This window comes from Amycolatopsis sp. NPDC047767, from assembly GCF_040704195.1.
GTDB lineage: Bacteria > Actinomycetota > Actinomycetes > Mycobacteriales > Pseudonocardiaceae > Amycolatopsis.
Window position 1 is genome coordinate 1 of sequence record NZ_JBEYSJ010000029.1, and the last position, 24967, is coordinate 24967.

The following is a 24967-nucleotide window of genomic DNA, read 5'->3' on the forward strand; positions in this document are numbered from 1 at the left end:
CCGGTGATGCTCAAGGCGACCGGGGGCGGCGGCGGGATCGGGATGCGCGCGTGCGCATCGGCCGAGGAACTGTCCGCCGCGTGGGTCGGTGCGTTGAGCGCACCGAACGCCACATTGGGGTGTTCAGGGCCGGGTCAGTTGCGTGCGTCGAGGTACTGCGGGTCCGGCGGCGGGATCGGGGTGTCGGGGACGCCCGCCAGCAGCGTGCTCATCGCGTGGAAGTACGGCGGGGCCGCCACCGTGCCACCGAACGCGCCGTGGCCGCAGCGGCCGAGGTGCACGGGTGTGCCCGGGCAGATCTCCTCCGGGTGCGGTCCGTCGGCGAACACCATGGACGACACGGCGAAGTTGTCCACCCCGCCGACGAACGCGACGGACTCCGACAGCTGCGTGGTCCCCGTCTTGCCGATGTCCGGGCGCGTCCAGCCGGCCGAGTGCGCGGCGGCGGCCGAGGTGCCCACGGTGGTGTCCTGAGAGAGCCCGGCCTCCAGCGTGTTGGCGACGCCCGTCGGGATCACCTGCTCGCACCCCTGCTGCTTCACGGGCACCGCCTGGCCGTTGCGGTCGGTCACCGACAGGATCGGGTCGGGCGGGCACCACATGCCGCCGCTCATCAGCGTCGCCGAGACGTTCGCCATCTCCAGCGGGCTCACCGGGCTGTTGCCGAGGGTGAACGAGAGCAGGTTCTGGAAGTACTGCGACTGTGGCTCGTCGTACTGCGGATTCTTCGATCGAGAGTCCGACGGGTCGGTGATGGGCGGGTTGCCCGCGTCGTTGGTCGCCAGGGTGTTGCGCAGCCCCAGCTTGCGGGCCATGTCCAGCACGGCGGGCATGCCGACCTGCGACTCCAGCCCGACGAACGCGACGTTCGGCGACGTCGCCAGGCCGCTGGCGAGCGAGATCGGGTCGGGGTAGCTGGTGCCGTCGTTGCTCACCGAGTAGCACGGCGTGTACTTGTTCGCGTTCGGTGGCGTGAAGCAGTTGCTGAACGGGTTGGGCAGCGGCGTGTTCAGCCCCGCCTTGCCCGCCACCATCGCGGCGGCCGAGGTGAAGATCTTGAACGACGAACCGGCGCCGAACTTGTTGCTCGCGTCGGCCACGATGTTCGTGGACGTCTCACCCTGGGCGGGATCGGTGCCGTAGTTGCGGTTGGCGACCATCGCGAGCACCTGGTGCCCGCTCGCGCCCGGCTGCACCACGGCGAACGTGTTGGCCACGCCGTCCTGCGTCGTCGGCACGTTGGCGTCCACCGCGTCCTTCACGACCTGGCTCACGTGCGGGTCCATCGTGGTCTTCACGACGTAGCCGCCGGTGTCGAGCTGGTCGACCGTGAACCCGGCCTGCTTGAGGTAGTTCACCGCGTACGCGCAGAAGAACCCGGCGTCGGGCGCTGCGCCCAGGCACGTGCTCGACGGCGCGGCCGGGCGGGTGCCCACCACGCCGAGCGGCGTCGCTTTCGCGGTGGCGGCGAAGGAAGCGGGGATGGACTTGGCCGTGACCATGGAGTCGATGACGGTGTTGCGCCGCTTGAGCGCGTTGTCCGGATGTGTGTACGGGTTGTAGACGCTGGGGTTGTTCACCATGCCCGCCAGCAACGCCGCCTGCGGCACGGTCAGTTTGTCCGCTGTCGTCCCGAAATACGCTTCCGCCGCCGCGCCGATGCCGTAGACGGTGCCGGTGTACTCGACCACGTTCAGGTAGTCGGCCAGCACGTCGTCCTTCGGCACGGTCTGGCTGATCTGCACGGCCATCTTGGCCTCGCGCAGCTTGCGGGCCAGCGAGTCTTCGCGGTCCTTCTCCTGCGCCGTCTTGTCGTTGCGGTCGACGACGTTGATGAGGTAGTTCTTCACGTACTGCTGCGTGATCGTCGACGCGCCCTGCAGGTCTCCGCCCGAGCTGTCGTTCACGGCCGCGCGCAGCATGCCCTGCGGGTCCACGCCGCCTTCGGTGTAGAAGCGGCGGTCCTCGATGTCGACGATCGCGGCCTTCATCGCGGGCGAGATCTGCGCCGCGGTGACCGGAATGCGGTACTGCGCGTACAAAGTCGCGATCGTGCTGCCATTCCGGTCCGTCACTGTCGTCACCAGTGGCGGGTCCGCGTGCTCCAGGTCCGCGGAGATCGCGTCGACGGAATCACTGACCTGATTGGACAAAACGCCCGCGCCGATCGCGACCGGAGCCATCGTGCCGGCGACGAGAACGCCTGCCAGCACGCACAATCCGAGGAACGGGGCTACCCCCTTGCCTTTTCCCACGGTCCCCAACCTACGACCGGGCTCGTGTGAATACGGTGGGTAAAGCGGAACTTGTCATCGAGCCAACCTTCCGAGCAGAGCCGATGCGACGCCGATCGCCAGTGCGGTCGCACCCACTAGGACGCCGAAGTCCAGCCCGAGGTTGGCCGGAGTGCCGATGAGAAGTCCGCGAAGGGCGTCGACCTGGTAGCTCAACGGGTTGATGTGGCTGAGCACCTTCAGCCAGCCGGGCATGAGGTCCACCGGGTAGAGGGCGTTGGACCCGAAGAACAACGGCATGGTGATGGCCTGCCCGATCCCCATCAGCCGGTCGCGGGACAACACGATGCCGGCGATCACGATGGAGAAGCAGCAGAAGAACGCCGAACCGAGGATCACGATCACGACCATGCCCAGCAGCCGCAGCGGGTTCGCCGTGAGACCGACGCCGAGGATCGCCGAGAGCACCAGCACCATCAGCGCCTGCACCAGCGCGCGCAGCCCGGCCGCGAACGCCTTGCCCGCCACGAGCGCGGCCCGCGGCGTCGGCGTGACGAGCAGCTTCGCGAGCACGCCCGCGTCGCGTTCCCAGATGATCTGGATGCCGTAGAAGATGGAGATGAACAACGCCGACTGCGCGAGGATGCCGGGCGCGAGGTAGTCGAGGTAGGGGATCGAGCCGGTCGGGATCGCGTGGATCCGCGTGAACGTCTCGCCGAAGATCAGCAGCCACAGGGCGGGCTGGATCGCGCGGGTGATCAGCTCCGACTGGTCGCGGCGCAGTTTCTGCAGCTCCACCAGGCACATCGCGCCGATGCGCGAGAGCAGGATGCGGAGCTGTACGAGTGGTCCCGGGTCAGCCGAGACGGCGGGCGGTGCGGCGAGTGGCGCGGACATTGCGCATCCCTCCTGTTTCGCTCTGCAGCGCGTCGCCGGTCATCGACCGGAACACGTCGTCCAAAGTGGAATCGGGGCCGAGGTCGGCCTCCAGCTCGGCGGGTGTGCCGAGCGCGCGGATCCGGCCGCTGTGCATGAGGGCGACGCGGTCGCAGTATTGCTCTGCTTCATCCATGTAGTGCGTGGTGACGAGCACGGTCATGCCGGTGCGCTCGCGGATCTCGGTGATGCGGTCCCACACCGCCGAGCGCGCCACCGGGTCCAGGCCCACGGTCGGCTCGTCGAGCACCAGCAGCCGCGGGGAGCTCACCAGCGCCTGCGCGAGCTCGAGGCGCCGGATCATGCCGCCGGAGTAGCCGCCGACGGGCCGTTCGGCCTCGTTCAGCAGGCCCACCAGGTCGAGCGCGCGGTGGACCTCGTCGGCGCGGCGGGCGCGCGGGACGTCGAACAGCCGCGCGAACAGCGACACGTTCTCGCGCCCGGTGAGCGCGCCGTCGGCCGAGAGCTGCTGGGGCACGTAGCCGATCAGCCGGCGCACGGCCATGCGGCGGCGCGTGACGTCGACGCCGAACACGGAGATGGCGCCCGCTTCGAGGGGCAGCAGGGTGGTGATCATGCGGATGGTGGTGGTCTTGCCGGCGCCGTTCGGCCCGAGCAGGCCGAAGATCTCGCCCGGCACGATCTCCAGGTCGACGCCGTCCACGGCCTTCGTGGTGCCGAACGAGTGGTGCAGGTCCGTGCACCGGACGGCGGGCCCGGCCTCGCGGTCGGTTTCGGCGGCGGTCATGCCTCCTCCTTCAGGACGTCCATCAGCTTCTCCAGCGCGGGCAGGGCCGCGGTGATCGACGCGGTGTCCTCTTCGGACAGCTGCGTGAGCGCGGCCGAGACCAGCCCGGTGCGTGCCTTGCGCCAGATCGCCATGCGCTCGCGCGCGGCCTCGGTCACCTCCAACTGTGCGGCGCGCCGGTCGGCCGGGTCTACCTCACGGCGCAGCAACCCGGCTTCGACGAGGAGGTTCACGAGCGTGCTCACCGAGTTGCCGGCGAGGCTCAGCTCGCGCGCCGCCGCGGCGACACCGATACCGGGCAGGCGGTCGACCACCCGCAGCAGCTCGACCTGCGCGCCGGGCAGGGGAGGGCCGGGCACTTCCGCGCGCACCCGCCGCCGCACGACGCGCCGGATGCCCTGCACGGCGGACATCAGCCGCTCGGCGAGGTCGGGAGGTGGGATCATGCCTCCGAGATTAGCTCTGAGTCAGAGTTATTAGCAACGCTGATTGTCGGGTTGGTCGGCTTTGCGTTTCACGCCAGCTGCGCGACGACCATCGAAACGCCGAGCGCAGTCATCGTCACGGCGATCAGCCCGTCGAGCACTCGCCATGCCGCGGGCCGCGCGAACACCCCCGCGAGCCGGCGCGCGCCCAGGCCCAGCGCGCTGAACCAGACGGCGCTGGCCAGCGCGGCGCCGACGCCGAAGGCCCAGCGGCCGCCGCCCTGGCCCGCCGCGACCGAGCCGAGCAGAAGCACCGTGTCGAGGTAGACGTGGGGGTTGAGCCAGGTCAGCGCGAGCCCAGTGAGCACCGTGCGCCGCGGGGACACGGGCTCGAGCGCGCCGGTCGTCAGCGCGCCGGGCTTCAGGGCGCGCCTGGCCGCGAGGAACCCGTACGTCACCAGGAACGCCCCGCCGACGACCCCGATCGCCGTGATCGCCGCCGGCCAGCGCCGCAGCACCGCGCCGATCCCGCTCACGCCGGCGGCGATCAGCACGACGTCCGACAGCGCGCACACCACGATCAGCCGTTTGACCGCCCCACCGCGCAACCCTTGTTGCAGCACGAACGTGTTCTGCGCCCCGATGGCGACGATGAGCGAGAGGCCGGTGCCGAAGCCGGCGGCGAGTGCGGGAACCACGCCTTCGACCGTAAGGCGGGGTTTCGGCGTTAGGCCAGCTAAAGATTCTTACGTAACATTAGCTCTCGTGATGTCGGATCTCCCGCTCGACCAGGTCCGGACGCTCCTCGCCGTGGTCGACGAGCAGTCCTTCGACCGCGCGGCCGCCGTGCTGCACGTGACGCCGTCGGCGGTCAGCCAGCGCGTGAAGGCGCTCGAACAACGCCTGGGGCGCGTGCTGATCCTGCGGACGAAACCCGTGCGGCTCACCGGCTCGGGCCAGGTCGTCGTGCGCTTCGCCCGCCAGCTCACCCGCCTGGAGGAGGACACCCGCGCGGAGCTCGGCCTGGTCGGCGCGGCCGGGCCGGTGACCCTGCCCATCGCCGTGAACGCCGACTCGCTGGCCACCTGGTTCCTGCCCGCGCTGGCCGCCGTGCCTGGCGTCGGCTCCGCCCCGGCCGTGGCGTTCGACCTCCACAGCGAAGACCAGGACCACACCGCGACGCTGCTGCGCGAGGGCCTGGTGATGGCCGCCGTCACGTCGGCGCCGAACCCCGTGCAGGGCTGCACTTCGACGCGCCTGGGCCGGATGCGCTACCGCGCCGTCGCGTCCCCGGCGTTCGTCGCGCGGTGGCTCATGGACCGCCCGCTGCCCGAGGCCCTCCCGGCGGCGCCCGCCGTGCTGTTCGGCCGCAAGGACGAGCTGCAGGACCGCTTCCTGCGCGGCCTCACCCGCCGCGGCGCGACCGGGGTGCGCCACTTCGTGCCCTCCTCGGAGTCCTTCGTGGACGCCGTGGCCGCCGGACTGGGCTGGGGGATGGTCCCGGAGCTGCAGCACCGCGCCGACGAGCTGGTGGACCTCGCCCCGGACCACCCCGCCGACGTGCCGCTGTACTGGCAGCAGTGGAAACTCGATTCGCCCGCCCTGGCGACGGTGGCCGCCGCGGTCGTCGCGGCGGCGGCCACGGCGCTGCGGCAGTGAGCGTTCAGCGTGTGCTGAGTGTCCTGGGTGTCCCGTGTGGACCGTCGGACGTCAGTGCTCCTGGCTCGCGCTGAGTACCCCGAGCAACGCCAGCCGGTCCGCGGTGTCCGTGCCGGCCGCCGGCACGAACAGCGCCAGGATCTGGGACCGGTTCTCCTCCAGCAGCGCCTGGCAGTCGAGTTCTAGCAGCCCCATTTCCGCGTGCCGGAAGCGTTTGCGGCGGCCGCGCAGCACGGCGACGTCGTGGTCGGCCCACAGCTCGGCGAACTCCGGGCTCTCCGCGAGCAGCCGGTCGACCAGTGCGTGGGCCCGGGGGTCGTTGCGGCGGACCAGGGCCGCACGCAGGTCCGCAGCGATCATCCGGGATTCCTGGGCCTGGTCCTCGGGCGGGTAGGCCGCCCGGAGCTCCGGCGAGGTGAACCACCGGTAGATGACGCTGCGGTCGGGTCCGTCGAGCCGGGTGTGGTCGCCGAAGACGGCGGTGGCGAGGGTGTTTTGTGCGAGGACTTCGCCGAGGTCGGTCATGATTTGGGCGGGCATGTCGTGGAGGCGGTCGAGGAGGCTGAGGAGGACGGGGGAGACGTGGTCGTCGGCGAGGAGGCGGTCGGGTGGGGTGTGTCCGGCGAGGCGGAAGAGGTGGTCGCGTTCGTCGAGTGTCAGGCGTAGTGCGCGGGTCAGGCCGCGTAGGACGGAGGGGGTTGGTTGTGGGGCGCGGGCTTGTTCGAGGCGGGTGTAGTAGTCGGTGGAGATGCCGGCGCGGGTGGCGACCTCTTCGCGGCGCAGGCCGGGGGTGCGGCGCCGGGTGGTGGACTTGATCCCCAGCTCTTCGGGGGTGAGCGCTTCGCGGCGCACCCGCAGGAAGTGGGAGAGCTGTCCGAAGTCCATCGGTCCAGTGTCCTGCCGGTGGCCCGAGCCAGCCAGGGACCGGCAGTCCCAGGGTGAGGTTCGCTCTGCCTGCCCGGGTCCGTGCGTCGGAAAGTCGTGGGTGGGGCCGGAAGTGCCGGCCCCGGTGCCACGAAGGAGTACGTCATGACCGAACACAGCCCGAAGGCCTGGTTCCTGACCGGGGCGTCGCGCGGGCTGGGCGCTGCGTGGGCCCGGGCCGTTCTGGAGCGCGGCGACCGGCTCGCGGCGACGGCCCGGGACGCGGCGTCGTTGAAGCCGCTGGTTGACAAGTACGGCGACCAGGTTTTGCCGCTGGGCTTCGACGTGAAGGACGTGACAGCGGTGCGGGAAGCCGTGGCTGCGGCGGAGGCGCGGTTCGGTGGCATCGATGTGCTGGTGAACAACGCCGGCCACATGCTCATCGGCGCGGTGGAGGAAGCCACGGACGAGCAGGTCCGTGAGCAGATGGAGACGAACTATCTCGGGGCGATGTGGACCACCCGGGCCGTCCTGCCGGGGATGCGTGCCCGCGGCGGCGGCCGGATTTTCCAGGTTTCCTCGCTCGGCGGGGTTGTCGCGTACCCGGCGCTCGGGCTGTACCACGCGTCGAAGTGGGCGCTGGAGGGCGTGAGCCAATCGCTTGCGGCGGAGGTCGCGCCCTACAACATCAAGGTGACGCTCATCGAGCCGATCGTCTTCCAGACCGGCCTGGCCGCCAACTCCCCGCAGACCCGGCCCGACGCCGCGTACGCCCACATTCGCGAGGCGCACGACGACCGGGCCACGAACTTCGTCGCCGGCGACATCGAAGCCACCGGCCAGGCCGTCCTCGCACTCGCCGACGCCGAAGAACCGCCCCTGCGCGTGCTGTTCGGCGCCGGCGGCCTGGACCTGGTCCGCGCGGAGTACGCCCGCCGCCTCGACGGCTGGGAGAAGTGGGACCACCTCTCCCGCCTCGCCCACGGCTCCGCCCCGGACGCGTCGTGACCGGCGCGCAGGAAGCGATCGGCACCGTGGCCCCGGGGTTCTCCGTGGGATGAACGGCCCCGCTCGGCCGGATTTCCCGGCCGGGCGGGGCCGCGTCGGCGCAAGTGGCCACCCGGGACTTCCCGCTGTGGTTGGATCTCGGAGTGGATCAAAGTCCGGATCAGAGCGTGCCGCGGACGAAGTCGCCCGAGCGGCTCGTGTTCTTCAGCGACGCCGTGGTCGCCATCGCGTTGACGTTGCTGGTGCTGCCGCTCACCGATCTGGTGCCCGAGCTGGCGGCGGAGCACAAGGACGCCGTCGACGCCGTTCTGGAGCACTGGAACCAGCTCTTCAGCTTCGTGCTGAGTTTTGTGGTGATCGCGCGGATGTGGTGGGGCCACCACCGCATCTTCGAGGAGGTCCGCGCCTACAGCGGGGCGCTCGCGCTCACCAACTTCTGCTGGCTCTTCACCATCGCGGTGCTGCCGTTCCCGACGGAGCTCACCGGTGAGTACGGCACGGACCGCTTCACCACGCTCTTCTACATCGGCACGATCCTCGTCAGCAGTGCGTGCCAGACGGTGCTCGTGCTGATCGTCCGGCGGGACCCGGAGGTGGCCCTGCGCCAAGGGGGCGTGACGGATCGCTGGCTGGCCAACAACGTGCTGTCCGTCGTGGCGCTGGCGGTCGCGTTCGTCATCGGCGCGGTCCGCCCGGCCCTCGGTTACTACGCCTTGCTGCTGCTCGTCATCCCGCCGATCATCGCCCGCCGCCGGTTCAGCGGGCGCGACGACGACTGAGACTCAAGCCCACCGACGATTCACGCCTGCGGCAACGGCCACAGGTCGTCGTTGAGCATCCGCTTGAGGATCTTGCCCGTGGCGTTGCGCGGGAGCTCCGGCACGAAGTACACGTCACGCGGCACGGCGAAGCGCGCCAGCTTCTGGTGGATGTAGTGGCGCACGTCCTCGGCGTGCATGCGCGCGCCGCGGCGGAGCACGACGTAGGCGGCCAGGCGCTGGCCGAACTCCTCGTCCGGCACACCCACCACGGCCGCCTCGTAGACGCCCGGCAGTGCGACCAGCGCCTCTTCCACCGGGCGCGGGAACACGTTCTCGCCGCCGGACACGATCATCTCGTCGGCGCGGCCGGTCACGAAGAGCCGGCCCGCGGCGTCCTGGTAGCCGACGTCGCCGGTGGCCATCAGGTCCTTCGAGCGCGGCACGCTGGAGCCGTTGGTGTAGCCGTCGAAGAGCATGTCGTTGCCGACGAAGATCTGGCCCTCGTCGCCGGGCGGCACGGGGCGGCGCTCGTCGTCGAGGATGGCGATGCGGGTGCCCGGCGGGCAGCGGCCGGCGGTGGTCGGCGCGGCGCGCAGGTCGACCGGGTCGGCGATGCTGGCCCAGGAAACCTCGGTGGAGCCGTAGAAGTTGTAGAGGACGTCGCCGAAGGTGTCCATGAACGACGTCACGAACGAGCCCGACATCGCCGAACCGCTGCTGGCCACGATCCGCAGCGACGACAGGTCGTAGCGGCTGCGCACGCGCTCGGGCAGCTCGTGGATGCGCTGCAACATATCGGCACGGCGAACAGCGCGTCGCAGCGGTGCTCGGCGATCATCCGCAGCGTCTGCTCCGCGTCGAACCGGCGGATCAGCGACAGCTCCGCCCGCACCGACATCCCGACCTGCAACGCGGCCAGGCCCCAGCTGTGGAACAGCGGCGCCGCGACGGCGATCTTGTCCCGCGCCCGCAAGGGAATCCGCGCGAGGATGCTCGCCGCCGTACTCAGGCCCTTCGGCGTCGGCCGGCGCGCGCCCTTCGGCGTGCCGGTGGTGCCGGAGGTCAGCACCACGATCTGGCCCGGCCGTTTGACCGGCTTCGGCCGCGCGGCGGAGGCGTCGTGGATGAGCTCGTCGACGGTGCGGTAGCCCTGCTCGGCGTCGTCCCACGTGCTCACGCGGGGGAAGTCACCCTGCACGCCCGCGATGGTCTGCGCGAACTCGTCGTCGGCCAGCACCGCGGCCGGCTGGTGCTCGGTGAGCACGTCCTCGACCGCAGAGGGGGAGAGGCCGGTGTTGAGCAGCACCACGTCGACGCCGAGCTTGCTGCAGCCGACGAACGCCTCGACCATCGCCGCGTGGTTGCGGCACATCAGCGCCACGCGCTGGCCCGGCCGGACGTCGAGCTTCGCCAGGGAGTTGGCCAGCTGGTTGCTGCGCTCGTCGATGTCGCGGAACGAGCGGCTGTTGCGCTCGTCGTGCACCGCGATGTCGTCGGCGCCGCGCGCGGTCGCCGCGAGGTAGCCGCCGGCGATCGTGGCGCCCCACTGCGAAAGCGAGTTGAGCTGCTTCGCGACCTTGTCCGGCCGGCCCGCGACGAGCACGCCCGCGCGCACCAGCGTGTTGGCCGTGCGCAGGGCCGTGGCGCGGTCGTACTCGGGCGGCTCGGCGGCTTCGCCGGACAGCTGCAGCTCGATCCGCTGCGTCAGCTCCTTCAGCATGCCCTTGACGGCCGAGCGCGAGAGCAGGTCGTGGTGCTCGGGCGGCAGTGACGGGAGCATGAGGCGCAGCACGATCTCCGTCTGCACGCCAGTCCCGCCCGCGAGCGCGCGCAGCTCGAACGAGACCCAGTTGCGCTCGTCGGGCAGCCCGCACCACACCACGTGTTCGCCGGGCCGGTACACCACCGCGTGGATGGTGCCTTCGACCAACGTTTCCCGGTCGGGAGCCAGCCTGATCAGGCAGCGGGGGCCGCGGCCGCGCAACGGCGCCTCGGTCACCTCGCACCAGCTGATCGCCGGCAGGAATCTCGGGTAGAGCTCGGGGGAGCCGATGATCTGCCACACCGCGTCGGGCGGGTGCCCGACGGTCGAGGTCGCCTCGACCACATCGTCTCGCATTGCGATCCGCCTCACCGCCGCGCGCGTTGCGCTCCCCGGTACGTACCGGACGCGCGTTCAGGTGCCGGGCACGCTACCAGCAATCGGCTCGGCTCCGGTACTCCGAATCACCAGCAATTCGACGGGACGGGAATTTTCAGACGAGTGCGGCGGGAACGGCAGGAACCGACGAGAGCGCCGAGCCGAGTTCGTGGCCGACGGCGAGCCGGACCTCGTCGCGCAGGCTGGCCAGTTTCGCGACGTCGATGCCGGTGGCGATGCCTTCGCGGTGAAGCAGGTGCACGAGGTCGTCGGTGGCGATGTTGCCCGAGGCCCCGGGCGCGAACGGGCAGCCGCCGATCCCGCCGAGCGACGAGTCGAAGCGGCGGATGCCGAGCCGCAGGCCCTCCCACGCGTTGGCGGCGGCGAAGCCGTAGGTGTCGTGCAGGTGCAGGCCGAGCGGCAGGTCGGGCACCGCGTCGCGCACGGCTTCGATCCCGCGGCGCAGCAGGCTCGGGTTGGCCGCGCCGATGGTGTCGGCGAGGTGCAGCACGCCGGCACCGAGCTTGGCCAGGCGTTCCGCGGTGGCGGCGGTGCGTGCGGGGTCGGTGTCGCCGTCGAACGGGCAGACGAAGGCCGTCGCGATGGTCGCCTCGAGGGCGACGTCCGCGGCGGTGAGGATCTCGGCGCAGCTCTCGAGCCGGGCGAGCGCGCCTTCGGTCGGCACGCCGGCGTTGGCCGTGCTGTGCCCGTCGCTGGCGGAGACCACCAGCCGCACGGACCGGGCGCCGGCCTCCACGGCCTGCTGCGCGCCACGTTCGGTGAAGACGAGCGTGTGGAGGGTGGCGGGGCTGGTCGCCGGGTCGAGCGTGCGCAGGAGCTCGTCGGTGTCGGCCATCTGCGGCACGCGGCGCTTCGAGACGAAGGAGCCGACCTCGAGCGCGCGGAACCCGGCGGCGACGAGGCCGCGGGCGAGGCGGAGCTTGTCGGGGGTGGGCACGGTGCGGGCTTCGTCCTGCAGGCCGTCGCGCAGCACGACCTCGGTGATGAGGACCTCGTCCATGGTGGGTCTCCTTTGTTCTCTGTGCAGGGGTCAGATGACGCCGTCGGCGCGCAGGCGCGCGCGGGTCTCGTCGTCGAAGCCGAGTTCGGCCAGCACGTCTTCGGTGTGCTCGCCGAGCTCCGGCCCGAGCGTCCGCACGCTGCCCGGGTGCTCGCCGAGCGCGGGGACGACGCCGGGGAAGGTGACCTCGACGTCTTCGTCGTCGATGCGCACGGTCCGGCGCTGGTGCATGCCGCGGGCCTCGAAGTGCGGGTCCTTGGTGATGTCCTCGGCGGTGAGGATGGGGCCGCAGGGCACGTCGGCGGCGCGCAGCGTCGTCTCGGCGGCTTCCTGCGACCGGCCCTGCGCCCAGTCACCGATGACCTGGTCGAGGCGGGCGGCGTTGGCGACTCGGCCGGCGTTGTCGGCCAGCGCCGGGTCGTCGGCGAGGTCCGGGCGGCCGATGGCGTGGGCGAGGCGGCGGAAGATGGCGTCGCCGTTGCCACTCACGACGATGTACTTGCCGTCGCCGCAGCGGTAGGTGTTCGACGGCGCGATGCCGGGCAGCGCGGAGCCGGCGGGCTCGCGGACCACGCCGAACGCGTCGAAGTCCGGGACCAGCGATTCCATCAGCGAGTAGACGGCCTCGTACAGCGCGACGTCCACAGTCTCGCCCCCGCCGCCCTCGCGTTCCCGGCGCAGCAGGCCCATCAGCGCGCCGATCACGGCGTAGAGACCGGCGACGGAGTCGGCCAGGCTCACGCCGACGCGCGTCGGCGGGCGATCGGGGTACCCGGTGAGCGCACGCAAGCCGCCGACGGCCTCGGCGACGCCGCCGAAACCGGGCCGGTCGCGGTAGGGGCCGGTCTGGCCGTAGCCGGACACGCGCACGAGGACGAGGCCGGGGTTGAGCTGCTTGAGCTCTTCGGGGCCCAGGCCCCAGCGTTCGAGCGTGCCGGGGCGGAAGTTCTCGAGGACGACGTCGGCTTTGGCGATGAGCTTGCGCGCGACGTCCTGGCCCTCGGAGGAGCGCAGGTCGAGGGTGACGGACCGCTTGTTGCGGCCCAGCGCCCGGAAGAGCAGGGAGGTGTCGCCCGCGTGCAGGCGCCAGCGGCGCAGCTCGTCGCCGCTGCCCGGGCGCTCGACCTTCACGACGTCGGCGCCGAAGTCGGCCAGCAGGCGGCCGGCGGTGGGCGCCGCGATGAAGTTCCCCAGCTCGACCACCCGCACCCCGGTGAGGGGGCCTCGATCGCTCATGATCACGCTCCAACCACATAGTGAGTTGCAGACCCAGAATACGGGTGCGCGTGTCGCCGTCAAGACGATCGAGGCTGACTACACTCGGCGAAACAGTCGGGTGGGTCACAGAAGCGGGGCGGCGATGGTGGAAGAGCGGGGCGGCACCGCGCCGGTGCTGGTGCTGCGGAAGTTCAAGCAGATCCTCGAGTCGTTCACGATCGAGGAGCCCGAGCTGACCCTGCAGCAGATCACCCGCGCCACCGGCCTGCCGGCGAGCACGTGCCAGCGGCTGGTGCACAACCTGGTGCGCGAAGGCTTCCTCGACCGCTACGACGACACCTATCGCGTCGGGCTCGGCCTCGTGCGCTGGGCCGCGCCGGGCACCTTCGGACTGGACCTGGTGCGGCTCGTGCGTCCCGTGCTGCACAAACTGCGCGACGACTCGGGCGAGACGGCCTGCCTGTACGTGCGCGACGGCGCCTTCCGCACGGTGGTTTCGCTGGCCGAGTCGCGCCACCCCGTGATCCGGCTGTTCGTGGTCGGCATGGTCATGCCGCTGCACGCCGGCTCGGCCGGGAAGGTCTTCCTGGCCTGGGACCGCCTCGCGCTGCGCGACGCCGTCGGCCACGGCCTCGCGCGCTTCACCGAGCACACGATCGTCGACATCGACCAGCTCAACCAGCAGCTCGCCCAGGTCCGCGCCGACGGTTACGCCAGCAGCTTCGAGGAACGCGACCTCGGCGCGGCCTCGCTCAGCGCCCCCGTGTTCGGGCTGACGGGCGAGCTGAGCGCCGTGATCGGCATCGGCGCGCCGACCCAGCGCATGACGTCGGCGGACGTGCCGCGGTTGGCGCCGCTGGTGCTCGCGGCGGCGGCCGCGGCGTCGGAACGGCTGGGCTACCGCGCGGGCATGGCGCACGACGTCACCGGCTGACCCTTTCCGGCCGCGTCGCGTCCGTGCGGGGCACTGTCACGGACCTGGTTCCCTGATCCGTCCTTCAGTTCGCGCTGGCCGGTGCCTGGACGAGTGGTCCCGGCGTCCGCTGTGGCGGGTTCGCCGGGTTCGTCGCGCGGTGAAGATTTCTTGTCGACCGATCCGATCGCGCGACTGACCACCCTTCGTGCTGGTGAGCGGCTCGACGGGGGCGGATGCGTCCCGATCGGTGGACCCCTCAGGCTGATCCACGACGCTCCGCCACCCTTGACGCCCGCGCACATCCCGCCACATCATGGGGGCACGAATCACATAGTGGATCCTGCTTGGCGCTCGATCCGCGCGGCCATGACTGTCAAAGGAGACGACGGATGGCGAACCCCCTCGACACGGCGGAGCCGGGGACGGCCGCGGTCGCGGCGCGGCTCGACCGGCTGCCGGTCACCCGCACCCACCGGCGCGCGACCGTCGCCGTCGGGCTCGGTCTGTTCTTCGAGTTCTACGAGGTGTTCCTGACCGGGACGATCAGCGCGGTGCTGGTCAGCGAGTTCAAGCTCAGCAAGGCGGCGCTCCCGCCGCTGCTGGCCTCGACGTTCCTCGGCATGTTCTTCGGCGCGCTGCTGCTCGGCCGCCTGGCCGACCGCTTCGGCCGGCGCGGGGCGTTCCTGCTGAACCTGGCGCTGTACTCGTTCTTCTCGCTGCTCGGCGCGTTCAGCGGCAACGCGATCATGCTGCTGATCACCCGGTTCTTCGCCGGCGTGGGACTCGGCGCCGAACCGCCGCTGGCCGACACCTACCTCACCGACCTGCTGCCGGCCCGCAAGCGCGGCAAGCTGATCGCGTGGGCGTACACGCTCGCGTTCTGCGGGGTGCCGGTCGTCGGGTTCCTCGCGAAGGGGCTCACCGAGGGGTCGTTCCTGGGCGTCGCCGGCTGGCGCTGGCTGTTCGTGATCGGCGCGCTCGGCGCCGGCGTCGTGTTCCTGCTGCGCCGCGGGCTGCCGGAGTCGCCGCGCTGGCTGCACTCGGTGGGACGCACGCAGGAGGCGGAGACCGTGATCCGGGGCCTCGAGGCCGAGGCGGGCCAGCCGCCGTCCGACGAGCCCGTGCCCGCGCCGGTCGGGAAGCCCGTGCGCAAGGCCGCGCCGGTGCGGGACCTGTTCGGGCCGACGTACCGCCGCCGCACGATCATGATGACGCTCTTCCATGTGCTCCAGACCATCGGTTACTACGGCTTCGGCACGATGGTCCCGCTCGTGCTCGCCGCGAAGGGCTACCCGGTTTCGCAGTCGTTGCTGTTCACCGCGCTGACGTTCCTCGGCTACCCGGTGGGCTCGGCGTTGTCGCTGCCGCTCGTGGAACGCCTGGAGCGCAAGCACTTGGTCATCGGCTCGGTGCTCGCGATGGCGGTGTTCGGCCTCGCGTTCGGGCTCGCGAACTCCATCGCGCTCGCCATCGTCTTCGGGTTCATCTACACCGCGATCAGCAACGTGTTCTCCAACGCGTACCACATCTACCAGGCCGAGATCTTCCCGACGGGCCTGCGCTCCACGGCGTCGAGCGGCACGTACTCGATCTCGCGGCTGGCGAGTGGCGTGATGCCGTTCGTGCTGGTGCCGCTGCTCGACAGTTCGGGCGCGACCACGTTGTTCGTGGTGATCGGCGCGGCGCTCGTGCTGGTGGCGCTGGACATCGCGATCCTCGGCCCGCGCACCACGGGCCGCTCGGTGGAGAACGTGGCCGGGGAAGGCTGATCGCTCCGGACATAATGGGGCTCGTGGAAGATCTGGTCGAGGAGTACGGCCCGCGGTGGGAATCCGGGCCGTACGAACGGGGAACCGACGGACCGCGCGTGATCCTGGTCGGCACGGACACATCGCCGACGGGGTTGCGCGCGGCTTCGTACGCGGCGGGTCTGGCCCGGCGCCAGCGGGCGCGGCTGGTGGTCGTGTACGTCGCGGCGCCGTCGATGTGGGCCGGGCTGGCCGCGGCGGCCGTGGTGGACGTCGAGCAGCAGACGTTCACCGAGGAGATCGCGCAGCTGCGGTCCGAGCTGCACGGCCGCGCGGACGAGCTGGGCGTGCCGGTGACGTTCGTGGTGCGGCGCGGCGAGGCGTATCCGGAGCTGAAGGAGGCCGCGCTCGAGGTGAGTGCGGACATGGTGGTGGTCGGGGCGTCGGAGCAGGGCGGCCACCGGCTCGTCGGCTCGGTGGGCAACCGGCTGGTGCGCGCGGGGATCTGGCCCGTGGTCGTGGTGCCCTGAGTTGACAGGCGTGCGCGAGTCGGTAAAAATTCTGAACCGGTAAGTTTCCTGAACCGGTCGGAGGACGACAGTGGGCACTCGCGACGACCTGCTCGACAAGGCGCAACCGGTGGCCGCGGCGGCCGCGGAGCAAGCCGGCGAAACCGAACGGCGTCGCGCACTGGCGCCCGAGGTGGTCTCCGCGGCTCGCGCCTCGGGCCTGTTCCGCGCCGGGCTGCCGGCTTCTCTGGGCGGCGCGGAACCTTCGGCGGCGGCGATCCTGCGCGCTGCCGAGCGCGTGGCCGAGGCCGACGCGTCGGCGGGCTGGTGCGTGTCGATCGCGGCGACGAGCAGCCTGCTCGGCGCGTACCTGCCGGAGAAGGGTGGCCAGGAGGTCTTCGGTGACCCTGATGCCGTGGCTGCCGGCGTGTGGGCGCCGCGGGGCAAGGCCGTCGCCGTCGACGGCGGGGTCACGGTGTCGGGGCGCTGGTCGTTCTGCAGCGGCGTGACGCACGCCGACTGGATCTTCCTGGGCGTTGTGCTCGACGGGAAGCTCGTGGTCGCCGCGATCCCCACGGCCGAGCTGGAAATCCACGACACCTGGCACACGTCGGGCCTGCGCGGCACCGGCAGCCACGACACGAGCGCCGACGCGGTGTTCGTGCCGGACCACCGGCTGCTGTCCGTTGTGGACGGTCCGCCCGCCGGCGCCGGGCAGCTGCACCGGTTCCCGCTGTTCGGGTTCTTCGCCGCGTCCATCTCCGCCGCCGCCCTGGGCAACGCCCGGGGTGCGATCACGGAGTTCGTGGAGCTCGCCGGCGCCAAGCACCCCAGCGGTTCGCGCCGCTCGCTCGCCGAACGCACGGCGACGCAGAGCGCCGTCGCCGAGGCCGAGGCCTCGCTGCGCGCCGCCCGCGAGTTCTACTACCGCGCCATCGACGACGCCTGGCAGGCGGCTTCCGGGACTTCGGTTGTGCCGGAAGACCTTCGCCTCGCCTTGCGCCTCGCGTGCACCCACGCGGTCCGCACCTCGGCCGACGTCACCCGCTCCCTCTACGACCTCGGCGGCGGCTCGGCGATCTACGAAACGTCCCCGCTGCAACGCCGCTTCCGCGACGCCCACACCGCCACGGCGCACTTCCAGGTCAACCCCGCGACGTTCGAGCTGACCGGCCGCCTGCTACTGGGCCTGCCCACCGAAACGGCGCAGCTGTGACCGCGCTGGGGTTGTTCTCGCGGGGTTGCCCGGCGGTGGTGGCCCGGTATGGGGGTGGGTCGCGCGGTGCCCGGGTCGGTGTGGCTCGGTTCGGTGGAGGGGTGCGGCGATGGTCATGACCGTGACAGGCGTGGCGAAGCCGTTTTCGCCGGGTTGCCTGGCGGTGGTGGCCGGTATCGGGGTGGTTCGGACGGTGTCCGGGTCGGTGTGGCTCGGTTCGGTGGAGGGGGTGGTGCGGCGATGACCGTGACCGTGACAGGTATGGCGAAGCGGTTTTCGCCGGGTTGCCCGGCGACCGGGTCAGTGTTGCTCGGCTGGGCGAGTGAAGTGGTGCGACCGTGACCGCGCTGGGAGTGGTCACGCCGTTCTGGCTGGATCGGCCCGCGGGGGAGGCCGTGGAGATCGCGGTGGAGGCGGAGCGCAACGGGTTCGGGGAGTTGTGGGTCGGGGAGATGGCGACGTTCGACGCGTTCGCGCTCGCGACGGCCGTGAGTCTGCGGACGGAGCGGATCGGCGTGAAGGTGGGGCCGTTGCCGCTCGGGGTGCGGACGCCGGTGGCGCTGGGGTTGGGCGTGGGGTCGGTGGCGACGTTGGCGCGCCGGCCCGTGGGGCTGGCGCTGGGTGGGTCGAGCCCGGCGATCGTCGCCGGCTGGCACGATCGGCCGTGGGACCACGCGGCCCTGCGGATGCGGGAGACCGTGGCCGCGGTCCGGACCGTCCTCGACGGACAGCGGCTGTCCGTCCACGGGAAACACGTGCGCAGCAACGGGTTCCGCCTGCGGGAGCCGGCGCCGGTGCCGATCACGGTGGCCGCGTTCGGGCCGGCGATGACGCGGGTGGCCGCGGAGATCGCGGACGAGGTCGTGCTGAATCTCGTGCCGCCTTCGCATGTTTCGCGGGTGCGCAAGGAGATCGACGGCCAGGCGGACGCCGCGGGCCGGACGCCGCCGCGGCTGGCGGTGTGGGTGCCCGTTGCGCTGGAGCCGGGGGAGGCGACGCTGCGGCAGCTCGCGGCGCAGGCCAGCGTCTACCTGAGCCCGCCCGGGTACGGCGAGATGTTCGCCGAGCTGGGGTACGGCGAGCTCGTCGCCGCGGCGCGTGCCGGTGCGAAGCGTTCCGCGCTGGTTGTGCCGCCTTCGCTGGTCGCCGACGTCGGCGCGATCGGGTCCGCCGCCCAGGTGCGCGAACGCATCGCGGCCTACCACGCGGCGGGCGCGGACCACGTCGGCCTCGTCCCGGCCACCGCGGAAGACCCGGCCGGCCGCACGCTGCTGCGCGAGCTGGCCCCGTGACCGCCGGGTCGCACCGGTTCCCGGGCGAGTCCGTCGGCCGGGCCCTCGACGTCCTCGGCGAACGCTGGACGCTGCTCATCCTGCGCGAAGCGTTCTTCGGCGTCCGCCGCTACGCCCAGTTCGCCCGCAATCTCGGCATCCCCCGCCCGACGCTGTCGGCGCGGCTCAAGCAGCTCGTGGACCAGGGCGTGCTCGACCGCGTGGTCTACGCCACCGACCCGGACCGCCACGAATACCGCCTCACCCCGACCGGCAAGGAGATCTTCCCGGCGCTCGTCATCCTCATGCGCTGGGGCGACGAGAACCTCCCGCTCCCCGACGGCCCCCCGCTCGTGCTGCGCCACTCCTGCGGCCACCCCGTCGCCCCGCGCCTCTCGTGCACCCACTGTGGCGACGAGATCACCACGGCCAACGTGACGCCGGAACCGGGCCCGGGCCACCACGAAGGCTGACCCGGGCCCGGTTGCGGGCTAGCTACGCGTGTAGATCTTCGACCATTCCCAGCCGCAGCTCTGGCACGTTCCAGCCTGGACCTGGAAGCTGCCCGCGTCGGCGGGAACCCAGCCGTCGGCCTTCAGTTCGTACCGCCCCGCGGGCACCGACGTGAAGGTCACGTACCCGTCGGCGTCGGTGGTTCCCGTCGCGGTGGTGCTGCCGGAAATCACGTCCACCAGGCTCACGTCGGTGTCGGCGATGGCCTCGCCGGGATCTTGGGTGAAGTTCTTGTTGTCGTCGTGGTAGATCCAGCCACTCGACGTCGCCGTTGCCCCGGGCACTCGCGCCCACAGGTCGAACGACGGATAGCCGTCCGGGCCACCGGTCTCGGGCCCGAAGTCGCACGCCACGCCGAATCCGCCGTACTGGTTCGCGACGGCGGGAACCGTCCCGGTCTCGGTGAACGTCCGGGTCTCGCCGGGGGCGAACGTCAGCGAGGCCGGGTAGACGAGATCGGTCCAGGACTGCCAGCCCTGGAGCTCCTGCTGACTGCCGCCGAGGCGGTCGCACCAGCCGCTGATGCCGGAGAGCGCCTGGGATCCCGTGTTGGTCAGTGTGATCGTCACCTGTGCCTGGTCCCCGGGCGCGTAGGTGCCGCGGTCGAGGGTCGCTGTCGCGTGGAACTGGTCCGACAACGGCCGAACAGCCCGGACCTCGACGTTCTGGTCACCGCCGGTGACGCCGAAGCCGCCGTTGGCCTCCGCGAACAACCAGCCGTCGGGCAGCGTCGTCGAGAAGAGCTGGTAGTACCGCGCGGGCAGGTCGGCGAAGGTGAAGCTGCCGTCCGCGCCGGTCACGGTGTCGAGCGTCCGGTCGCCGTAGATCGTCACGGGGATCCCGGCGAGGCCTTCGCCCGGATCGAACGCGTTGTTGCCGTTGGCGTCGCCGTACACGACCCCGTGCAGCGTGCCCGTGGTCGTGGTCGGGTCCACGAACGGCACGCTCAGATGCGCCGGCTGCACGTCCCACGACGGGATGCTCGTGCTGGTGATGTCGAACTCGGGCGAGCCGCCTCCCCAGCTGTAGACGGTCGCGTTGAGCGCGAGGGTCCGGGTCTCGTCCGGGGCAAGTGTGGCGCCGGGGTAGCCGAAGTCGCCCCAGCCGTCGGTGGACACGTACGAGCCGGAGTTCTGGTCGGTGTACAGGCTGATGGCGGTCAGCGTCTCAGCCGAGGCGTTGTGCACCGTCACCGTGATCGGGAACGGCTTCCCGACCAGGTGCACGCCGCTGTCGACGGAAGCTGTGATCACCAGCTTCGCCGGGTCCGCGGACGCGGCGGGTGTCACGAGGGCACCGAGGGTCAGCGCGGCGGTCAGTCCGGCGAGCAGCCGGAAGACCCCGCGCGGGGATCTGCGGGACAAGTGTTTCCCCCTGGAAACAGGCCGTCCGTGGGCGTCCCCCGACGCACGCTTGCCGGGCCGGCGTGGTTGCGCAGTGGTGACTGCGATCAGGGAAGAAAGTAGCGCCGCCGGGCAGGGGCAGGCCAGGGGATTTGCCCGGACGGAGCAGCGGCGGGTCGAGCGCGATGTTCTACATAAGCTTGACGAACATAATGACTTGTGTAGAAACTATGTCCACCGAACCGGCTGAGGAGGCGTTCGCCATGACGGTTGTCGCGCAGGGTGCCGAGGTGGCGGCCCCCGTCGCAGAAGGCGGCGTGGGCTTCGACCGGAGGCCCGAGGAGTATCGGCATTGGCGGCTGCGCGTGGACGGGCCCGTGGCGTGGCTGGAGCTCGACGTGGCCGAGGACGGCGGGCTGGTGCCCGGCTACGAGCTCAAGCTCAACTCCTACGACCTCGGCGTGGACATCGAGCTTTACGACGCCACGCAACGGCTTCGCTTCGAGCACCCGGGCGTCCGGACGGTCGTGGTGACGAGCGGCAAGGACGGCGTCTTCTGCGCGGGCGCGAACATCCGGATGCTGGCGGCGTCGGAGCACGCGTGGAAGGTGAACTTCTGCAAGTTCACCAACGAGACGCGCAACGGCATGGAGGACGCGACCGAGAACTCCGGCCAGACGTACCTCGCGGCCGTCAACGGGGCGTGCGCCGGCGGGGGCTACGAACTCGCGCTCGCGTGTGACAAAATCATCCTCATCGACGACAATTCGTCGACTGTCGCGTTGCCCGAGGTCCCGCTCCTGGGTGTGCTGCCCGGGACGGGCGGGCTCACGCGGGTGGTCGACAAGCGCGGTGTGCGCAAGGACCGCGCCGACGTGTTCGCCACGCGAAGTGACGGGGTGAAGGGGAACACGGCCGTCGACTGGAAGCTCGTCGACGAGCTGGCGCCGCGCCGCGACTTCCGCCAGGCGGTCGAGAAGCGGGCGTTGGCGCTGGCCGAGAACAGCACACGGCCCGCCGACGCGCGGGGCATCGAGCTGACGCCGCTCGACCGCAGCGCGACGGAGTCGGGCCTGACCTACCCGCACGTCACCGCCGTGTTCGACCGCCCGGCCGGCACCGTCGAGATCACCGTGCACGGGCCGGAGGAAGCAGGGCCCCAGACCACCCAGGAGATCCACGAGCAGGGCGCCGCGAACTGGCTGCTGGCCGTCACGCGCGAGCTCGACGACCTCATCCTCCGCCTGCGCACCAACGAATCGAGCCTCGGCACCTGGCTCCTGCGCACCAGCGGTGACGCCGAAAAGGTGCTGGCCCACGAGCGCGCCGTCCTCGGCCGCGCCGGTGAAGACTGGCTGTGCAACGAGATCCGCCACTACACCAAGCGGGTCCTCAAACGGCTCGACGTGACCAGCCGCAGCCTCATCGCGCTCATCGAACCGGGCAGCTGCTTCGCCGGTGTCCTGCTGGAGCTCGCCCTCGCGGCCGACCGGCAGTACATTCTGGACGGTCCGCCGCTCGAGGACGAACAATCCGAAGAACGCGCCGCGATCACCCTGTCGGAAGCCAACTTCGGCACCTTCCCCATGGGCAACGGCCTGTCCCGCCTGGAATCCCGCTTCTACGGCGAACACGACCACCTCGCCTGGCTCCGCCGGGAGCAGGGCCGCCCGCTGACGCCCCAGGAGACCGTCGAGCTCGGCCTCGTCACCGACGCCCCCGACGAACTCGACTGGGAGGACGAGATCCGCATCGTCGTGGAGGGCCGCGCCGCGCTGAGCCCCGACTCCCTCACGGGCATGGAGGCGAACCACCGGTTCGTCGGCCCCGAAACGATCGAAACGAAGATCTTCGGCCGCCTCACCGCGTGGCAGAACTGGATCTTCACCCGACCGAACGCCTCGGGTCCCGAAGGCGCGCTGCGCCGCTACGGCACGGGCCAGAAGGCGACCTTCGACCGGAAGCGAGTCTGACCGTGCCCGAGAAGATCGACTACTCCGGCAAGATCCCCAACAACGTCGGCCTCGCCGACGACCGCCGGCTGCAGCGCGCGCTGGAGGGCTGGCAGCCGAAGTTCCTCAACTGGTGGGGCGAGATGGGCCCGACGCTGGAGACCCAGGGCGTGTACCTGCGCACGGCCGTGAGCGTGGGCCGGGAAGGCTGGGCCCACTTCGGACACGTCAACGTCCCCGACTACCGCTGGGGCATCTTCCTCGCCGAGCGCGACCCGGACCGGCGCATCGCGTTCGGCGAGCACGCGGGAAACGAGGTGTGGCAGCAGGTTCCGGGGGAGTATCGCGCGGATCTGCAACGCCTGATCGTGATCCAGGGCGACACGGAACCGGCGTCCGTGGAGCAGCAACGCCTGCTGGGCCTCACCGCACCCAGTCTCTACGACCTGCGCAACCTCTTCCAGGTCAACGTCGAAGAAGGCCGGCACCTCTGGGCCATGGTCTACCTGCTGCACGCCTACTTCGGCCGCGAAGGCCGCGAGGAGGCCGAAGGCCTGCTCTTCCGCAACTCCGGCAGCCCCGACACCCCGCGCATCCTCGGCGCGTTCAACGAGGAAACCGCCGACTGGCTGGCCTTCTTCATGTTCACCTACTTCACCGACCGCGACGGCAAGTACCAGCTCGGCACGCTCAAGGAATCCTCCTTCGACCCGCTCTCGCGCACCTGCGAGTTCATGCTGAAGGAGGAAGCGCACCACATGTTCGTCGGCACCACCGGCATCGACCGCGTGGTGACCCGCAGCGCGGAGCTGATCCGGGAGCACGACACGCTCGACATCGCCTCGCACGGCGGCATCCCGCTCGACATCATCCAGCGCTACCTGAACTTCCACTACACCGTCTCGCTCGACCTGTTCGGCAGCGAAACCTCCACCAACGCGGCGAACTACTACACCGCCGGGCTCAAGGGCCGCTGGCACGAGACCCGCCGCAAGGACGATCACCAGCTCACCACCGACAGCACCTTCCTCGACCGCCCGCGCGCCGACGGCACCTGGGACACCGAGGAAGTGCAGACCCTGCTCGCGCTCAACCTGGACCTGCGCGGCGAGTACATCGCCGACTGCCGCAACGGCCTCAACCGCTGGAACAAGATCCTCGCCGACGCGGGCATCGACTTCCGCTTCGCCCTGCCGCACCCCGGTTTCAACCGCCAGGTCGGCCTCAACGCCGGCCACCACATCACGCCCGACGGCACCATCGTCGACGAGGCCGCGTGGGAAGCCAACCGCCGCAACTGGCTGCCGACGGACGAGGACCTCGCGTTCGTCCGCTCGCTCATGCACCCGGTGTACGAGCGCGGCAAGATCGCGAGCTGGGTCGCGCCGCCGGGCAACGGGATCAACGGCCGGCCGTTCGAGTACGAGTACGTCCACCTTCCCTGAGGCACCCCCGAGGAGCGCAGAATGTCCACTCCGGACACTCCGCCGGTCGTCCGCGCCGACGTGCTCGTGGTCGGCGCCGGACCCACCGGCCTCTACGCCGCCTACTACGCCGGCTTCCGCGGCCTGTCGGTCGCGGTCGTCGACTCGCTGCCCGAGCCGGGCGGGCAGATCACCGCGATGTACCCGGAGAAGCAGATCTTCGACGTCGCCGGGTTCCCGTCCGTCCGCGGGCGCGACCTGGTCGAGCGGCTGCTGGCGCAGGCCGCGCCGTTCGGGCCGCGGTACCTTCTCGGCCATCGCGCCGACGTGCTGGAACGCGGCCCGGGCAGCTTCGCCGTGACCACGCACCTCGGCACGCGCGTCGAGGCGCGCGCGGTGATCGTGACCGGCGGCATCGGCACCTTCACCCCCCGCCCGCTCGTCCCGGCGGCCGAATTCGAGGGCATCGGCCTGGCCTACTTCGTGCGCCACCTCGACGACTACGCCGGCACCGACGTGGTGATCGTCGGCGGCGGCGACGCGGCGTTCGACTGGGCGCTGGCGCTGCACCCGGTCGCGAAGTCCGTGAAGCTCGTGCACCGGCGCGAAACCTTCCGCGCGCACCCGGCGACCGTCGCCGCCGTGCGCGAGCTCGGCGTGGAGCTGGTCGTCAACGCGGAAGTTTCGCGGGTCCTCGGCGGGCCGGAAGTCCTCGGCGTCGAACTCAAGGGCAAGGAAGGCGCGCGGACGCTGCCGTGCGGGCGGATCATCGCCGCGCTCGGGTTCACCGCCAACCTCGGGCCTCTGCTGAAGTGGGGCATCGACGTCGAGAACCGCCGGCACATCCCGGTCGACGCGGCCATGGCCACCTCGGTCCCCGGCATCTTCGCCGCCGGCGACATCAACGACTACCCCGGCAAGGTGCGGCTCATCGCCGTCGGCTTCGGCGAAGCGGCGACGGCCGTGAACAACGCCGCGCACCACCTCGACCCCGCCGCGCCGGTCTTCCCCGGCCACTCCACCGACGAGCCCGCCCCCGCTCGCGCCTGAAAACCGTTGGG

The 24967-nt window shown here is 71.1% G+C and carries 21 protein-coding genes and 1 pseudogene; 12 read left to right on the forward strand and 10 right to left on the reverse strand.

Annotation, left to right across the window (positions count from 1 at the left end):
- Positions 1-134: 134 nt before the first annotated feature.
- The 5 genes from AB0878_RS36905 to AB0878_RS36925 all read right to left on the reverse strand — a co-directional run bounded on the left by AB0878_RS36905 (position 135) and on the right by AB0878_RS36925 (position 5041).
- Positions 135-2183 (reverse strand): transglycosylase domain-containing protein, encoded by a 2049-nt coding sequence (locus AB0878_RS36905; protein ID WP_366585517.1) that lies wholly within the window; start codon positions 2181-2183, stop codon positions 135-137.
- A 126-nt stretch (positions 2184-2309) separates the two neighbouring features.
- Positions 2310-3131, reverse strand: a complete 822-nt coding sequence (locus tag AB0878_RS36910) for an ABC transporter permease (protein ID WP_366585325.1) — start codon at positions 3129-3131, stop codon at positions 2310-2312.
- Entirely contained in the window at positions 3091-3918 is an 828-nt protein-coding gene (locus AB0878_RS36915) for an ATP-binding cassette domain-containing protein (RefSeq protein ID WP_366585327.1), read from the reverse strand. Before AB0878_RS36915 ends, AB0878_RS36910 begins: the two co-directional genes overlap by 41 nt.
- Entirely contained in the window at positions 3915-4364 is a 450-nt protein-coding gene (locus tag AB0878_RS36920; protein WP_366585329.1) for a MarR family winged helix-turn-helix transcriptional regulator, read from the reverse strand. Before AB0878_RS36920 ends, AB0878_RS36915 begins: the two co-directional genes overlap by 4 nt.
- A gap of 68 nt (positions 4365-4432) precedes the next feature.
- A complete protein-coding gene (locus tag AB0878_RS36925) occupies positions 4433-5041 on the reverse strand; it encodes a LysE family transporter (RefSeq protein WP_366585331.1) in 609 nt (202 codons plus the stop codon).
- A 67-nt stretch (positions 5042-5108) separates the two neighbouring features.
- Between AB0878_RS36925 and AB0878_RS36930 the strand changes: the two genes are divergently transcribed.
- The gene (locus AB0878_RS36930; RefSeq protein ID WP_366585333.1) at positions 5109-6002 is read left to right on the forward strand and encodes a LysR family transcriptional regulator ArgP; all 894 of its coding nucleotides are present in this window, start codon (positions 5109-5111) and stop codon (positions 6000-6002) included.
- 51 nt (positions 6003-6053) lie between these two features.
- Here the strand turns inward: AB0878_RS36930 and AB0878_RS36935 are convergent, their stop codons facing one another.
- Positions 6054-6887 (reverse strand): helix-turn-helix transcriptional regulator, encoded by an 834-nt coding sequence (locus AB0878_RS36935; protein ID WP_366585335.1) that lies wholly within the window; start codon positions 6885-6887, stop codon positions 6054-6056.
- 144 nt (positions 6888-7031) lie between these two features.
- On the opposite strand from AB0878_RS36935, the gene AB0878_RS36940 reads away from it, so the two are divergent.
- Both AB0878_RS36940 and AB0878_RS36945 read left to right on the forward strand, forming a co-directional pair.
- Positions 7032-7874, forward strand: coding sequence for an SDR family NAD(P)-dependent oxidoreductase (locus AB0878_RS36940; RefSeq protein ID WP_366585337.1), 843 nt, complete (start codon positions 7032-7034; stop codon positions 7872-7874).
- A 167-nt stretch (positions 7875-8041) separates the two neighbouring features.
- Positions 8042-8653 carry a TMEM175 family protein gene (locus tag AB0878_RS36945; RefSeq protein ID WP_366585339.1) on the forward strand — a complete coding sequence of 204 codons (612 nt, stop codon included), beginning with the start codon at positions 8042-8044 and terminating at the stop codon, positions 8651-8653.
- A gap of 20 nt (positions 8654-8673) precedes the next feature.
- On the opposite strand, the pseudogene AB0878_RS36950 reads toward AB0878_RS36945, so the two are convergent.
- From AB0878_RS36950 to AB0878_RS36960, 3 genes and pseudogenes are all read right to left on the reverse strand, one after another.
- Positions 8674-10754, reverse strand: a pseudogene (locus AB0878_RS36950) (AMP-binding protein).
- A gap of 136 nt (positions 10755-10890) precedes the next feature.
- Positions 10891-11796: a hydroxymethylglutaryl-CoA lyase gene (locus AB0878_RS36955; protein ID WP_366585341.1), complete on the reverse strand. Its 906-nt coding sequence runs from the start codon at positions 11794-11796 to the stop codon at positions 10891-10893.
- A 30-nt stretch (positions 11797-11826) separates the two neighbouring features.
- The gene (locus AB0878_RS36960; RefSeq protein WP_366585343.1) at positions 11827-13032 is read right to left on the reverse strand and encodes a CaiB/BaiF CoA-transferase family protein; all 1206 of its coding nucleotides are present in this window, start codon (positions 13030-13032) and stop codon (positions 11827-11829) included.
- A 124-nt stretch (positions 13033-13156) separates the two neighbouring features.
- Here AB0878_RS36960 and AB0878_RS36965 point away from each other — a divergent pair, with 124 nt between their 5' ends.
- The 6 genes from AB0878_RS36965 (at position 13157) to AB0878_RS36990 (ending at position 19147) form a co-directional block, all read left to right on the forward strand.
- On the forward strand, positions 13157-13948 hold the full coding sequence (locus AB0878_RS36965; protein WP_366585345.1) for an IclR family transcriptional regulator: 792 nt from the start codon (positions 13157-13159) through the stop codon (positions 13946-13948).
- Between the two features lie 371 nt (positions 13949-14319).
- Entirely contained in the window at positions 14320-15699 is a 1380-nt protein-coding gene (locus AB0878_RS36970; RefSeq protein WP_366585347.1) for an MFS transporter, read from the forward strand.
- Positions 15700-15713: 14 nt separating this feature from the next.
- Entirely contained in the window at positions 15714-16208 is a 495-nt protein-coding gene (locus tag AB0878_RS36975; RefSeq protein ID WP_366585349.1) for a universal stress protein, read from the forward strand.
- A 70-nt stretch (positions 16209-16278) separates the two neighbouring features.
- The gene (locus tag AB0878_RS36980; RefSeq protein ID WP_366585351.1) at positions 16279-17403 is read left to right on the forward strand and encodes an acyl-CoA dehydrogenase family protein; all 1125 of its coding nucleotides are present in this window, start codon (positions 16279-16281) and stop codon (positions 17401-17403) included.
- 338 nt (positions 17404-17741) lie between these two features.
- Positions 17742-18695: an LLM class F420-dependent oxidoreductase gene (locus AB0878_RS36985; RefSeq protein ID WP_366585353.1), complete on the forward strand. Its 954-nt coding sequence runs from the start codon at positions 17742-17744 to the stop codon at positions 18693-18695.
- On the forward strand, positions 18692-19147 hold the full coding sequence (locus tag AB0878_RS36990; RefSeq protein WP_366585355.1) for a helix-turn-helix domain-containing protein: 456 nt from the start codon (positions 18692-18694) through the stop codon (positions 19145-19147). The genes AB0878_RS36985 and AB0878_RS36990 overlap by 4 nt, the downstream gene beginning before the upstream one ends.
- 18 nt (positions 19148-19165) lie before the next feature.
- On the opposite strand, the gene AB0878_RS36995 is transcribed toward AB0878_RS36990, so the two are convergent.
- Positions 19166-20551: an SdrD B-like domain-containing protein gene (locus tag AB0878_RS36995; protein ID WP_366585357.1), complete on the reverse strand. Its 1386-nt coding sequence runs from the start codon at positions 20549-20551 to the stop codon at positions 19166-19168.
- 242 nt (positions 20552-20793) lie between these two features.
- Here AB0878_RS36995 and boxC point away from each other — a divergent pair, with 242 nt between their 5' ends.
- From boxC to AB0878_RS37010, 3 genes are read left to right on the forward strand one after another with little or no spacing between them, the layout of a single operon-like run.
- Positions 20794-22503, forward strand: coding sequence for a 2,3-epoxybenzoyl-CoA dihydrolase (boxC, locus tag AB0878_RS37000; protein WP_366585519.1), 1710 nt, complete (start codon positions 20794-20796; stop codon positions 22501-22503).
- Between the two features lie 2 nt (positions 22504-22505).
- Entirely contained in the window at positions 22506-23927 is a 1422-nt protein-coding gene (gene boxB, locus AB0878_RS37005; RefSeq protein WP_366585359.1) for a benzoyl-CoA 2,3-epoxidase subunit BoxB, read from the forward strand.
- A 21-nt stretch (positions 23928-23948) separates the two neighbouring features.
- Entirely contained in the window at positions 23949-24956 is a 1008-nt protein-coding gene (locus AB0878_RS37010; RefSeq protein ID WP_366585361.1) for an NAD(P)/FAD-dependent oxidoreductase, read from the forward strand.
- Positions 24957-24967 lie beyond the last annotated feature (11 nt).

Excerpts from the sequence above, each read along its gene's own strand:
- AB0878_RS36905 (WP_366585517.1), bottom strand. The coding sequence starts at position 2,183 with ATGGCTCCGGTCGCGATCGGCGCGGGCGTTTTGTCCAATCAGGTCAGT.
- AB0878_RS36910 (WP_366585325.1), bottom strand. The coding sequence starts at position 3,131 with ATGTCCGCGCCACTCGCCGCACCGCCCGCCGTCTCGGCTGACCCGGGA.
- AB0878_RS36915 (WP_366585327.1), bottom strand. The coding sequence starts at position 3,918 with ATGACCGCCGCCGAAACCGACCGCGAGGCCGGGCCCGCCGTCCGGTGC.
- AB0878_RS36920 (WP_366585329.1), bottom strand. The coding sequence starts at position 4,364 with ATGATCCCACCTCCCGACCTCGCCGAGCGGCTGATGTCCGCCGTGCAG.
- AB0878_RS36935 (WP_366585335.1), bottom strand. The coding sequence starts at position 6,887 with ATGGACTTCGGACAGCTCTCCCACTTCCTGCGGGTGCGCCGCGAAGCG.
- AB0878_RS36940 (WP_366585337.1), top strand. The coding sequence starts at position 7,032 with ATGACCGAACACAGCCCGAAGGCCTGGTTCCTGACCGGGGCGTCGCGC.
- AB0878_RS36955 (WP_366585341.1), bottom strand. The coding sequence starts at position 11,796 with ATGGACGAGGTCCTCATCACCGAGGTCGTGCTGCGCGACGGCCTGCAG.
- AB0878_RS36960 (WP_366585343.1), bottom strand. The coding sequence starts at position 13,032 with ATGAGCGATCGAGGCCCCCTCACCGGGGTGCGGGTGGTCGAGCTGGGG.
- AB0878_RS36965 (WP_366585345.1), top strand. The coding sequence starts at position 13,157 with ATGGTGGAAGAGCGGGGCGGCACCGCGCCGGTGCTGGTGCTGCGGAAG.
- AB0878_RS36970 (WP_366585347.1), top strand. The coding sequence starts at position 14,320 with ATGGCGAACCCCCTCGACACGGCGGAGCCGGGGACGGCCGCGGTCGCG.
- AB0878_RS36975 (WP_366585349.1), top strand. The coding sequence starts at position 15,714 with ATGGGGCTCGTGGAAGATCTGGTCGAGGAGTACGGCCCGCGGTGGGAA.
- boxC (WP_366585519.1), top strand. The coding sequence starts at position 20,794 with ATGACGGTTGTCGCGCAGGGTGCCGAGGTGGCGGCCCCCGTCGCAGAA.
- AB0878_RS37010 (WP_366585361.1), top strand. The coding sequence starts at position 23,949 with ATGTCCACTCCGGACACTCCGCCGGTCGTCCGCGCCGACGTGCTCGTG.